This is a genomic window from Pseudomonas sp. XK-1 (assembly GCF_038069885.1).
Taxonomy (GTDB): Bacteria; Pseudomonadota; Gammaproteobacteria; order Pseudomonadales; family Pseudomonadaceae; genus Aquipseudomonas.
In genome coordinates, this window is record NZ_JBBPES010000001.1 from 75,664 (window position 1) to 88,315 (window position 12,652).

At 64.1% G+C, this 12,652-nt stretch carries 8 protein-coding genes and 1 riboswitch; of the genes, 3 read left to right on the forward strand and 5 right to left on the reverse strand.

Annotated features, from left to right (window positions below; all coding sequences use genetic code 11):
- Window positions 1-145: 145 nt before the first annotated feature.
- Window positions 146-2,821 (forward strand): DUF7507 domain-containing protein, encoded by a 2,676-nt coding sequence (locus WMW70_RS00330; protein WP_341435545.1) that lies wholly within the window; start codon window positions 146-148, stop codon window positions 2,819-2,821.
- Window positions 2,822-2,974: 153 nt separating this feature from the next.
- Here the strand turns inward: WMW70_RS00330 and WMW70_RS00335 are convergent, their stop codons facing one another.
- The 3 genes from WMW70_RS00335 to WMW70_RS00345 all read right to left on the reverse strand — a co-directional run bounded on the left by WMW70_RS00335 (window position 2,975) and on the right by WMW70_RS00345 (window position 7,864).
- A complete protein-coding gene (locus WMW70_RS00335) occupies window positions 2,975-5,308 on the reverse strand; it encodes an Ig-like domain-containing protein (RefSeq protein ID WP_341435546.1) in 2,334 nt (777 codons plus the stop codon).
- 62 nt (window positions 5,309-5,370) lie between these two features.
- Window positions 5,371-5,445, reverse strand: a riboswitch (cyclic di-GMP riboswitch).
- A gap of 586 nt (window positions 5,446-6,031) precedes the next feature.
- Complete coding sequence (locus tag WMW70_RS00340; RefSeq protein WP_341435547.1) at window positions 6,032-6,265, reverse strand: hypothetical protein; 234 nt, start codon at window positions 6,263-6,265, stop codon at window positions 6,032-6,034.
- 237 nt (window positions 6,266-6,502) lie between these two features.
- Entirely contained in the window at window positions 6,503-7,864 is a 1,362-nt protein-coding gene (locus tag WMW70_RS00345; RefSeq protein WP_341435548.1) for a sigma-54 dependent transcriptional regulator, read from the reverse strand.
- Window positions 7,865-8,044: 180 nt separating this feature from the next.
- Between WMW70_RS00345 and WMW70_RS00350 the strand changes: the two genes are divergently transcribed.
- Together WMW70_RS00350 and WMW70_RS00355 are read left to right on the forward strand one after the other, a co-directional pair.
- Window positions 8,045-9,763, forward strand: a complete 1,719-nt coding sequence (locus tag WMW70_RS00350) for an ExeA family protein (protein WP_341435549.1) — start codon at window positions 8,045-8,047, stop codon at window positions 9,761-9,763.
- 4 nt (window positions 9,764-9,767) lie between these two features.
- Window positions 9,768-10,553, forward strand: coding sequence for a general secretion pathway protein GspB (locus WMW70_RS00355; RefSeq protein ID WP_341435550.1), 786 nt, complete (start codon window positions 9,768-9,770; stop codon window positions 10,551-10,553).
- 125 nt (window positions 10,554-10,678) lie between these two features.
- Here the strand turns inward: WMW70_RS00355 and WMW70_RS00360 are convergent, their stop codons facing one another.
- Complete coding sequence (locus WMW70_RS00360; protein ID WP_341435551.1) at window positions 10,679-12,055, reverse strand: TRAP transporter large permease; 1,377 nt, start codon at window positions 12,053-12,055, stop codon at window positions 10,679-10,681.
- Entirely contained in the window at window positions 12,048-12,593 is a 546-nt protein-coding gene (locus WMW70_RS00365) for a TRAP transporter small permease subunit (RefSeq protein WP_341435552.1), read from the reverse strand. The genes WMW70_RS00360 and WMW70_RS00365 overlap by 8 nt, the downstream gene beginning before the upstream one ends.
- Between the last annotated feature and the right edge of the window lie 59 nt (window positions 12,594-12,652).

The window sequence follows — 12,652 nt, forward strand, 5'->3', positions numbered from 1 at the left end:
TATCAGGACGAACGGGAACCCTGTGCAAGCGCTACCTGGCTGCCGAAGGCGGTTGTGGCTATGGCTGTGCCCGGGCGAACCGCGGCACCAGGGCTTGGCGTTGATAGCCGGCAGGCATGCCGGAGCAACGCTTGGGAGCAAAAAAATGTTCACGAATAACTTCCTGCAAACGCTGCTGCGCGTTCTGCTCAGTGCGCTGCTGGTGGGCGGTATGACGATCACGGCGGTCAACGCCGTGGACGGCAATCCACCGGGACTGTTCGAGCTGGACGGCAACACCGTCGACAATGGTGGCGGTGGCGACGACTGGGACGGTCTGTACACCAGCCCGCCCGGCAGTTCGGTCGCCTTCACCACTATCCTCGCCGACCCCTCGCCATTGACCATCTTTACCGGTGGCGGGTCGAAGGACATTCTCGACATCCCCAACTGGGCCCATACCAGTGGCAACGTGCCGGACAAGGACGACATCACCAACGCCTATGCTGCGGCCTATATCAACCCGAGCGACGTCAGCCATGGCGGCGAAGTGCTGCATCAGGCCGGCGACATGATCATCTACTTTGGTCTGGATCGCTTCGCCAACAACGGCGACGCCCATGCCGCCTTCTGGTTCTTCCAGGATGACGTGGGGCTGGGGCCGAACGGTACCTTTATCGGCCAGCATGCGGCCCGTGATGACGCCGCCGGCAAACGGGGCGACCTGATGGTGCTGGTGGAGTACCCGCAAGGGGCCAACGCCGTGCCGGAGATCAAGGTCTACGAGTGGGATCCGCTCGGCCAAGGTGACGTGGTGGCCGACAACCTGAGCCTGCTGTTCAGCTCGACCAACGCCGAGTGCGACGGTAGCGGCAACAAGCTGGCCTGCGCCATCACCAACAAGGCCGACCTGGGGCTGCCCGCCTGGCCATATGCGCCCAAGCTGGGTAACAAGAACCGCCTGCCCCAGGAAAGCTTCTTCGAGGGCGGCATCAACGTCAGCGCGCTGCTGGGTGGCAATGTGCCCTGTTTCAGCAGCTTCCTCGCCGAAACCCGCTCCTCGCGTTCGGAAACCGCACAGTTGAAGGACTTTGTGCTGGGCAACTTCGACGTCTGTGCCATTTCGGTAACCAAGGAGTGCGTGGCCGAGGTCAACACGGAAGATGGCGGTAACAGCATCCTGGTCAACTTCAGCGGTACCGTGACCAACACCGGTGCCTTGCCGCTGAATGACGTGACCGTGGTCGACGATATGGGCACGCCGGACGATGCCAATGACGATGTCGTGGTGTTCGGGCCTGCTACCCTGGCGGCCGGTGAAAGCGCCAACTACTCGGGCGACTACCCGACCATGGCCATTCCGGCCACGGATGTGGTGACAGCTACCGGCCATCGCAACGGCACCTCGGTATCGGATACCGCCGAGGCCACCTGCTCGCCTGACCTAGAGCCGGCACTGGAAGTGACCAAGCAGTGCACCGCAACGGTCAACAGCGGCGGTGACGGCATTGATGTCAGCTATATGGGTACGGTGACCAATAGCGGTAACGTCGCCCTGAAGGACGTCGAGGTGGTGGATGACAACGGCACGCCGGGCGATACCAGCGATGACGTGACCATCCCGATCGGCAATCTGGATGTCGGGGCCTCGGTCGACTACAACGGCGGTTTCGGCGTACTCGGCACCACCAGCTCCACCGATCAGGTGGTGGCCAGCGGTACTGATGTACTCAGCGATACGCCGGTACAGGCCCAAGCCAGCGCCAGCTGCGCTGCCGATACCAACCCGGCTATCGCCGTCGACAAGCTCTGCACGGCGGATATCAATGCCGGCGGTACTGGCATCGACGTCAGCTTCGGCGGCACGGTAACCAACATCGGTGATGTGGTGCTGACCGGCGTGACCGTAGTGGATGACAACGGTACCCCGGGCGATACCTCCGACGATGTCACCGTCCTCGGTCCGATCGACCTGGCTCCAGGCGCATCGGCCGACTACAGCGGCAGCTTCAGTGCCAGCGGTAGCAGTTCGACCGATATGGTCACCGCCAGCGGTAGCGATCTGCTGACCGGCACCCCGGTCTCGGAAACCGCCTCCGCCACTTGCAGTGCGGACATCGAACCGGCCCTGGACGTCGTCAAGCAGTGCACCGACGCGCCGGCCTTCGGCATGCCGATCCTGTTCGACGGTAGCGTGACCAACAGTGGCAATGTGGCCTTGCTCAATGTCATCGTCACCGACGATAACGGCACCCCGGGGGATACCTCGGACGATGTGGTGTTCAACATCGGCGACCTGGCACCGGGCGAATCGGCCAACTACAACGGCAGTTACGATCCCGGCGTAGCCGGATCTTCGACCAACACCGTGGTAGCCACTGCCAGCGATGCCGTGGAAAGCTCGCCGGTCTCCAGCAGTCCAGCCAGTGCCACCTGCGAAGTACCACCGCCCGGTGAGGAAGGTTGCACTCCCGGCTTCTGGAAGAACAGCACAGGCAGCTGGGTTGGCTACAGCCCGAACCAGCTTGTCGGTTCGGTATTCAGCCTGCCTAACGGCGTGCTGAGCAACCAGCTTGGTGGCGATACCTTGCTCCAGGCGCTGGACTACGGTGGTGGTGACAATCTGGTCGGTGCCGCGCAGATCCTCCTGCGTGCCGCTGTGGCGTCGATCCTCAACGCGGCTCACCCGGACGTGGACTTCCCGCGCTCGGCTGCCTCGGTGATCGCCGACGTCAACGCCGCACTGGCCACCAAGGACCGGGCTACCATCCTGGCCCTGGCCACGGCGCTCGACATTGATAACAACCTGGGCTGCGACTTGGCCAACGACAACTCCTTCTGATTGAGGGAGGCCCGGCGTCAGGGACGACCCGGGTACGCTTAGCAACGATAAAGCGCAGGGCTTGGCCCTGCGCTTTTTTGTTGCGTGTTTGCGCGATCTATAGCCGCGGCCTTGGCCGCGAGCCAGGACGCGCCTGGCTCGCCAGCTAGCGGCTTACCTGCTGTTCTTGCCCTTGCCGCCGGTGCTGCCGGTGCTGCCGCCGTCCGAGCCGCCGCTTTGCAGGCCGATAGAGACGGTGGCGCTGGCGCTCAGCTTGCCGTCGCTGATGCTGTAGCTGAACTGGTCGCCGCTCTTGAAGCTCTTGGCCGGGCTGTAGGTCAGGGTGCCGTCGCTATTGAGGGTCACCGAGCCCTTGCTGCCCTGGACGACGCTCACCACCTTGAGGCTGTCGCCTTCCGGATCGCTGTCGTTGCCCAGCACATTGATGGTCACCGGGGCGATGCTGGTCAGCAGCACGCTGTCGTCCTTGGCCAGCGGCGCGCTGTTGCTGGTGCTGACCGGGTTGTCGACCACATAGCTGGCGCTGGCGCTGGCGCTCGTGGTGTTGGCACTGGCGCTGGCGCTGATGCTGTAGAAGCCGTCGACGGCACTGCTCGGCGAGGTGGCGCGCAGGGTCACGCTGGCGCTGGCACCGGGTACCAGGCTGAGGCTGCTGGGCAGGCTGGTGCTCCAGCCGCTGGGCTGGCCGGCGCTGAGGCTGAAGCTGCTGCCGGCGCAGCCGGCGCTGTCCTTGTTGGTCACCGTGACGCTGTAGTCGAAGCTGCTGCCGGCGGCCAGCCAGGTGCTCTGCCCGGGCGTCATGCTGATGCTCGGCGCATTACGGGTGCAGGTCGGCGCAGTGCTGCCGGAAAAGTCGACACTGACCAGGGCCTGGCTGGCGTCTACCCATTCGGTGCTGATGGCCAGGCCCGCTGCCGGGTCGCTGAAGCTGCGCCCGCCGACCAGGGCGGCGTCCTTCATGTCGACGAAGTTGCTGCCGGCGGTCATGTCCAGCAGATAGCCGCTGTTGCCATTGCTCGGGCTGGCCTGGCGGATGGTCACGCCGTTGAAGATGTTGCCCGTGTCCACCACGCCGCGGTCGATGATCTGCGCGTCGAAGCCCAGTGGCTTGCGCAGCTCCACGTAGTAATAGCTGGGCTGGCCGCTGGCATCTACGCCTTTGGCGATCTTCAGGCCCTTGGCCGCGCTGGTCTCTACACTGTTGGGCTGCAGATTGAAGCTGCCGGCGCTGGCGACGTTGATCAGGTTGCCGCTGGACAGCCAGCCCAGACGTTCCTTGTTGAACAGGTTGAAGTGTCCGACCGTGCCTGAGTAACCCATGATGTCGACAGTGTCGCCGTATTCCTGGGTGGCGCAGCTACTGCTCAGAGTGGCGTCGCCGCAGTCCATGGCATGGGCGTGGTGCAGGCCCAGGTTGTGGCCCAGCTCATGGGCCACGGTGCGCTGGATCATGCTGCCGTTGATCCAGGTGCTGGAGGGCAGGGCACCGACCTGGCCCATGCCGGTGTAGCCGCAGGCGTTCTTCGGGAAGAGGTAGACGAAGCGGTCGTAGTTGGCCAGGTTGTAGCCGCCGCTCTGGGCCGCCTGCTTGGCGTATTTCTCGATGGCGAAGCCGTCGCATACAGTGCTGTCGACCGGGATGGTGTACCAGCCGGCGATGTTGCCGGTGAGCCAGGTCTGCTGGCTGGAGTTTTCCTTGAAGAAGTTGCTGACATCACCGAACACCAGGCTGTTGGCCTGGCTGGTGGTCCAGGGCTTATCGCTCGGCTGGTCCTGGAAGTTGACCAGGATCGCCAGGGTGCGCTGCGCACCGGTGGTGTTGGGCATGTCGTAGGCCAGGGTACCGCTGCCGGTGCCGCCGTCGGCCAGCATCAGGCCCTGTTCGTCGTCACTGAGTACCAGATCACCCTGGACGCTGCCCAGCGCATCGCCGGACTCCAGCAGCCAGCCCTGGGCGCGCACGGCCAGGCCGCTACGCCATTCCTTGTTGCGCGTGGCGAAACGCAGTTCGAAGCGCTCGCCGAACGGGGTCTTGAGCAGGTGACGCAGTTTGCTGCCGTCCTCGTAGTCTTCGTAGATCACTTCCAGCTCGCCTTCCAGGTCCAGACGCTGCTCCAGCTTGGCCAGCACCTCGGCGGGCATGCCGCGCTGCTTGTCCTCGGGAATGGTCATCTGCAGCAGTTCGCCAGGGTGCTGTTCGGCCATCTCGCCGAGCAGGGCGCGGCGCTCCTCGGCCTTGGCCAGCAGCTGACGCTGCAGCTGATCGCGTGCCGCCCCGCTGGCGGCCTGCCAGCGCTTGTGCAGCGCCAGTAGTGCCTGGGTCTGCTGGCCCGCTGCCTGGCGTGCGGCGGCGCTGCTGGCGGTCGGTTGCCGCTCGTCGTGGGTCTGATCGTGGCTCTCAGCGCTGGCGGCGTTGGCGCTGTAGGTGAGACCACCGGCGGCGAAAAGGGCCAGGGCGAGGGCGTAGCGGGGCATGGACGTGCGCATGAGGTTCTCCTGAAACAGGTTCAGAAAAGTCCTCTTCACGGCTGTCCATGAGGGAGGTCTCCTTCGGCAGTCCGGCAACCCCGGGGGGGCCCGTAACTTTGCGTCGCCAGGTTGCCCTGGTTATGCCTTTGTCGGGAGAGGAGCTTTCTGTGAGCAGTACTACATGGACGACCGTGGCCGTCCGCTTAAAGCCCCTCGAGCGCCCCGGCTGCTGTAACGTCAGCGGCCGGGTCGGCAAACTTCACTGTTTACTGCACCTTGCAGCGGGGTGTTTCCTGTAACAGTTGCCAGAATCGATCTGTTTATTTTCTGTACAGCTGTTACGGATGCAGAAATTAACACCGGAGCTGTTCATTTTTTATACAAATCATGAATAAAACCCAGAGCTTTGGTTGAAAAACGATCTAGAACTTTTTGCAATAACGGCTGCAGGCTGCATGGCAGAGCCTTTCCGGTAGAAAGTGAGGATTTTCCGGGGTTTACAACCGTTTATCGCAGTGCCGCTAGGTCTTGCGACGGGGTTCGCATTCTTGCGGGCCTGAGTCGCCAGTGTTTTGACCCAATAATCTGTCGTTTTTCACATAAGCTCGGCAGTGAAGCTGATTTGGCGCGTGGTGGCTCTCAGCGCAAAAAAATGCCGCTTCCCTGGCAGGGCGGAAGCGGCATTTTTCTTTTCTGAACGGCTGGGCGGCGGTGAAACGGCATTTCAGGGTCGAGGTGAGACTAGTCGCCGTTGGCCTCGTCCCACAGCTTGATCAGCGGTTGGCAACTGGGGTGTAAGTGATCCAGCAGACGGTATTTGCGGTGCAGCAGGTTCCAGTTCATAAAAGGGGTATCGCTGAACAACGGGAAGGGCAGCGCATCACTTTCAGGGTGCGTGGCAATGGTTTCCTTGACGCCGTTCGCTCTTCTGTCCGGCGTCTGGAAGTCTGTGGCTCTACGACCCTCTGGGGGCATGACATTCTCTCCGCAAGGCAAGATGAAACATGCAGGGAATGCGCCATTTGCCGCGAGGTGGCTATTTCAGGGGGGGCGGCCGTGCAGACCCGGGGCGGCGAACGGGGAGTTGTTCAGCCCCCGTTACAGTGGGCCTGGTCGGGTGTAGACAAGTCCTGACCGGCTACCGTCGCTGCCGCAGGCTGAGCCCCTGGCATCGGCGGGTCGCGGCGGGCATTGTGTGGGCGCTGAGGGCGGTCAACGCACGCCGTATTTGTCCATCATGCGGTAGAGGGTCACGCGTGAGACGCCGAGCAGTTTGGCGGCCTTGGACACATTGTTCATGGCGTGGCTCAGGCAGCTGCGCACCGCCAGTTCCTCGGCGTGGGCGCGGGCCTGCTCCAGGGGCATGACCATGTCCAGGGTTTCGCATTCCTGCAGGCCCAGGTCGGCGGGGGTGATCATGCGGTTCTCGCTCATCACCAGGGCGCGGCGGATGCGATTGATCATTTCGCGCACATTGCCCGGCCAGGCATGGTTGAGCATCGCCCCCACCGCCTGACGGGTGAAGCCGCGGGAGCTGGTGCCGTATTCCTTGCCGAACTTGTGCAGAAAGTAGCGAGCCAGCAGCTCGATGTCGTTGCCGCGGTCGGCCAGGCGCGGCACCAGGATGCTCAGCACGTTGAGCCGATAGTAGAGGTCTTCGCGAAAGCGCCCGTCGGCCACCGCCTCTTCCAGGTTGACGTGGGTGGCGGCGATCACCCGGGCGTTGACCTGGATGCTCTGGTTGCCGCCGAGACGTTCGATGGTTTTCTGTTCGAGGAAGCGCAGCAGGTAGACCTGCATCTGCGGCGGCAGGTCGCCGATCTCGTCGAGGAAGATGGTGCCGTTCTGCGCCGCCTCGACCCGGCCGATCTTGCGCTTGTAGGCCCCGGTGAAGGAGCCCTTTTCGTAACCGAACAGCTCGGCATGGATCAGGGTTTCCGGCAGGGCCCCGCAATTGACCGCGACGAAGGGGCCGTCGCACTGCGGCGAGCGCTGGTGGACGGCGCGGGCGATCATCTCCTTGCCCACCCCGGTTTCGCCGCGAATCAGTACCGGGGCCTCGACCCCGGCCACCCGGCGGATCTGGTCGAAGATGGCGAGGAACTGCTTGCTGCCACCGACCATCTGGAACTCTGTCACCGGCAGCAGGCTTTCTTCTTCCATGTCGCGCAGCTTCGACATGCCCTCCAGATGCCCCAGGGCGTGCTTGAGGTGCTCCAGAGTGTCGTCCAGGGGCAGTGAAAAGTAGTCGTAGAAGTGTTCGTAGATCAGTCGCCGGAAGTCCTGCTTCTCCAGAGCGCTCTGGCGGGTCAGCGCGACCCAGGCCAGGTGCTCGTCGCGATCGAGCAGGCCTTCGATCTCTTCGTAGTGGGTGTCCGGCAGTTCCGGCAGCAGGGCAATGGCGACCCGGTAATTATGGAACTTGAGCATGCCGTAGGCGCTTTCGGCATTACTCGCCCGGTCCAGTACCCAGTCGGGCAACTGCAGGTTGGTAAGCAGTTTGTCGTCACCGGAGAGATCAAGGAGCAAGGCTCTGCGCGGCGAGTCAGAAGTTTGACATGCTGTGGCGGACATCTGTTAAGCCCTTGAAAAAACGCTTATCTCTAATATTACGGCTCTAAATGCAGTGTAGATCAGCCCTGACATTTGGGGCCTTCGGCGACGAAAGGACATACCGTTCGGCGACTTGCCCGGCACCGCTGGAAACTACTGCCTGGGCTTCTATAGTCACAGTAGATTGCGAGGTCCGACGCCATGTATAGCCAATACTTCGGTTTCTCCGAGCTGCCCTTCACCATCGCGCCCAACCCGCGCTACCTGTACCTCAGCGAGCAGCACCGCGAGGCCCTGGCCAGCCTGCTCTACGGCATCAACAGCAACGGCGGCTTCGTTCTGCTGACCGGCGATGTCGGCACCGGCAAGACCACGGTGTGCCGTTGCCTGCTGGAGCAGTTGCCGGAGCATGCCGAAGTCGCCTTTATCCTCAACCCCAAATACAGCATCACCGAGTTGCTGGAGGCGATCTGCGACGAGCTGAAAATCAGCTATCAACACAGCGCTCATCGGATCAAGGGCTATATCGATGCCCTCAACGCCCACCTGCTGGAGTCCCATGCCCGCGGCATCAATACCGTATTGATCATCGACGAGGCGCAGAACCTCAGCTTCGACGTGCTGGAGCAGATTCGCCTGCTGACCAACCTGGAGACCAGTAGCCAGAAGCTGCTGCAGATCATCCTGATCGGCCAGCCGGAACTGCTCGCGACCCTGGCCCGCCCCGAGCTGCGCCAGCTGAACCAGCGCATCACCGCGCGTTACCACCTCAAGGCGCTGTCGCGCGAAGAGCTGAGTGCCTATGTCGCCCATCGGCTGGCGGTGGGCGGTCGCGCCGCGCCGCTGTTCACCCGGGCGGCGCTGCGCCGGCTGCACCGTCTGACCGGCGGGGTGCCGCGGATGGTCAATATCATCTGCGACCGCGCCCTGCTCGGTGCCTATGTGGAGCGCTGCAACCGGGTCGACTGGTGGGTGCTGAACCGCGCCGCCCGGGAGATTCTCGGCCAGGCCGAACGCCGCCCTTCGCGCTGGCGCTGGGCACTGCTGCCGTTGCTGCTGATGGGCCTGTTGCTGGCCGGCTTCCTCCTGCCCGGCGGGCGCGAGCTGCTGGCCCTGATGCGCCCGGCTCCGCCGCCGCTGGTGCAGAGCGACAGCCAGGCGCAGCCACCCCCGCTAGCCGTCGAGGCCATTGCCGAGCCCGAGCCTGAGCCACTGGCCGAACCGCCGGCGGAAATCGTCGAGGCCCAGGTCGTTGCCACGCCGCCAGCGCTGGCCAATCCGGCCGACTGGCAGTGGCCGGACGCAACAGACCTGGCGGCCACCGAGGTGCTGGCCTACCAGAGTCTGTTCCGCCGCTGGGGGCTGGACTTCGACCCGCGCCGGGCCCCGGTGGTCTGCCGCTTCGCCCGGCTGCATCGGCTGGGCTGTCTGCAGCAGGTGGCCAATCTGGATGAGTTGCTCAAGCTCAACCTGCCGGCGGTGATCAACCTGCACAACCGTGGCGGGCAGAGTTTCCATGCCGCCCTGGTGGCCCTCGACGGCCCCGCCGCCAGTGCCACTCTGGAGCTGGCGGGTGAGTTGCAGCGGGTCGATCTGGACGAACTGCGCCTGGCCATGCAGGGCAGCCAGCTCCTGCTCTGGCGCATGCCGCCGGGTTACCGCGAGCCGATCCGCCCGGAGGCCAGCAGCCCGGTGGTGCCCTGGCTGGAGGCGCGTCTGGCGCAACTGCAGGGGCGTGCGGCGGCCCTGCAACCGGGTCAGCACTATGACGAGCCGTTGCAGCTGCAGGTGCTGGCCTTTCAGCATCACTACCAACTGGTCACCGATGCGGTGATCGGACCGCAGACCCTGATCCAGCTCAGTGCGCTGACCGAGCCGGACGTTCCGCTGCTGAGCACTGCCGAAGCAGGCTGGGAGTGAGGCGATGTCCTATATCCTCAATGCGTTGAAACAGTCGGAGAACCAGCGCGGGCGTGGCGAGATTCCGCATATCGATACGCCTCAGGAACTGGCGAGCAGCTACCGCCCGGTGGTGGCGCAACAGCTCTGGCGCTGGTGGGCGCTGCTGGTCAGTGTCGCGCTGCTGATGCTGCTGGGGTGGGGCGTCGCCGGCAAGCTGTGGCTGGCCGAAGACGCCAGGCCGGTGCCCGTGGAAGCCGCAGTGACGGCTGCAGCGCCGCCGCCCGTCGAGCTGCCTGTCGAGGCGGTGGCCGAGACCGAGGTATTCGCCGCCCCCGATCCGCAGGACCAGGTGCCGGGCCTGCAGCAATTGCAGGACGCGGCGGGTCTGCGGGTGCAGTTGGACGACGAGCCGCCGGTACCCGTGCGTGCCCCCGTGCAGCTGCAGTTGCCGGAGCGGGCCGGACGAGTGGCCGCGGCACCGGCCCCTGCGGTGTCCGCCTCGCGCGAGGCCCCGCGGGCGGTGATCCCGCAACGTCGCGAGCTGGATGAAAGCGCACCCCAAGGCGCAGACCTGGGCGATGTCGCGCACTGGAAGAATCTGCCCGGCGCGGTGCAGCAACAACTGCGTGAGCTGGGCATCAATGCCCATGTCTATTCGACGGACAGCAACCTGCGCTTTATCCGTGCCAGCGGCCGCAGCCTGCGCGAGGGCGATCGGCTGAGCGGCGAGTTGCGTCTGCAGCAGATCACCCGCGACGGCATGGTCTTCAGCTATCAGGACGGCAAGTACTGGATGCGCCTGAACTGAGCGTGCGGGCCCCGGGTGCGACGCCAAGCGAGAAAAATGCCGCATGCCCGGTAAGGGCACGCGGCATTTCTCTCAAGTGAGCAGCAGTCAAGCGAACAGCATTGCCCGCAGGGCGGGTGTTGGCCCTATTTGCCGTACACCTGTTCCGGCAGCCAGGTAATCAGCCCGGGGAACTGGTAGGCGATCACCAGCAGGGCAATCTGGATCAGGATAAACGGCAGCACGCCCTTGTAGATGGTGCTGGTGGGCACCGATGGCGGCGTGACGCCGCGCAGGTAGAACAGGGCGAAGCCGAACGGCGGCGTGAGGAAGGAGGTCTGCAGGTTGAGGGCGATCATCACCCCCAGCCAGACCGGGTCCAGCCCCATGGCCAGCAGCACCGGCCCGACAATCGGCACCACCACGAAGGTGATCTCGATAAAGTCGAGGATGAATCCGAGCAGGAAGATCACCACCATCACCAGGAAGAACGCGCCGAGCACCCCGCCCGGCAGCTGGGCGAAGATGTCCTCGATCATCACCTCGCCGCCGAAGCCGCGGAATACTAGGGAAAACAGCGACGCGCCGATCAGGATCAGGAACACCATGGCGCTGATTTCGGTGGTGCCGTAGGCCACCTGACGCAGCTGGCTGAAGTTCAGCTTGCCTTTGTACAGGGCCAGCCCCATGGCACCGACGGCCCCCAGCGCGGCGGCCTCGGTGGGGGTGGCGTAACCGGCGAGGATCGAGCCGAGCACCGCGCCGATCAGCAGCAGCGGCGGCACCAGGGCATTGATCAGCTTGCCCCACTCGATCGGGCCGAGTTCTTCCTGGGGCAGGGCCGGCAGCTTCTTCGGCTGGAAAATCGCTACGCCGATGATGTAGAGGATATACAGGCCCACCAACAGCAGGCCCGGCAGTAGCGCACCGACGAACAGGTCGCCGACCGAAACGGTCTTCGGCGAGAAGATGCCCATCTTCAACTGCGCCTGCTGGTAGGCGCTGGACATCACGTCGCCCAGCAGGACCAGCACGATCGACGGTGGAATGATCTGCCCCAGGGTACCGGTGGCGGCCAGGGTGCCGGTGGCGATGGCCGGGTCGTAACCGCGGCGCAACATGGTCGGCAGCGCCAGCAGGCCCATGGTCACCACGGTCGCGCCGACGATGCCGGTGGAGGCCGCCAGCAAGGCCCCGACCACGCACACCGAGATCGCCAGGCCGCCGCGCAGGGTGCCGAACAGTCGCGACATGGATTCCAGCAGGTCTTCGGCGACCCGGGATTTCTCCAGCATCACCCCCATAAAGACGAACAGCGGCACCGCCAGCATGGTCTGGTTGTTCATGATGCCGAACAGGCGGTTGGGCAGGGCGCTCAGGTAGCCGCCATCGAAGGTGCCGGTGAGGATGCCGATGCCGGCAAACAGCAGCGACACCCCGCCCAGGGTAAAGGCCACCGGGTAGCCGGCCATCAGCGCCGCGCAGATGCTGATAAACAGCAGAATCGCCATCAACTCAGCCATGCGTCACCTCCACAGCTGGGAGACGGCCGGTCAGGATGTAGGCGGATTTGATCAAGTTGGCGATTCCTTGCAAGACCAGGCTGAACACCAGCACCAGGATGATGCTCTTCTGCAGATAGACGAACTTCAGGCCGCCCGATTCGCTGGAGCCCTCCAGGGTCGCCCAGGAGTTGCCGACGTAATCCCAGCTGGCCCAGCCGAGGTACAGGCACACCGGCAACAGGAACAGCAGGGTGCCGAGACCATCGACCAGCGCCTGGCGGCGGCCGCTGAATTTCTGATAGAAGATGTCCACGCGAACGTGGCCATTGCATTGCAGCACCCAGGCGGCGGCACCCATAAACACCAGAGCGTGGGCATAGAGCACCGCTTCCTGCAGGGCGGTCGCGCCGATGCCGAAGCCGTAGCGCAGGATCACCACCACGGCGGTGCCCAGTACCAGAAACAGGGTGAGCCAGGCGCAGGCCTTGCCCAGTCCGGCATTAAAGGTGTCGATTATTTGAGCGAGAGTCAGCGGGAGAGGAGGCTTGTCGGACATATGCAGTCCTTATCGTTATGGGTTATTAAGCAGGAAGGCCGGCGATTCTAGGCGGGCCT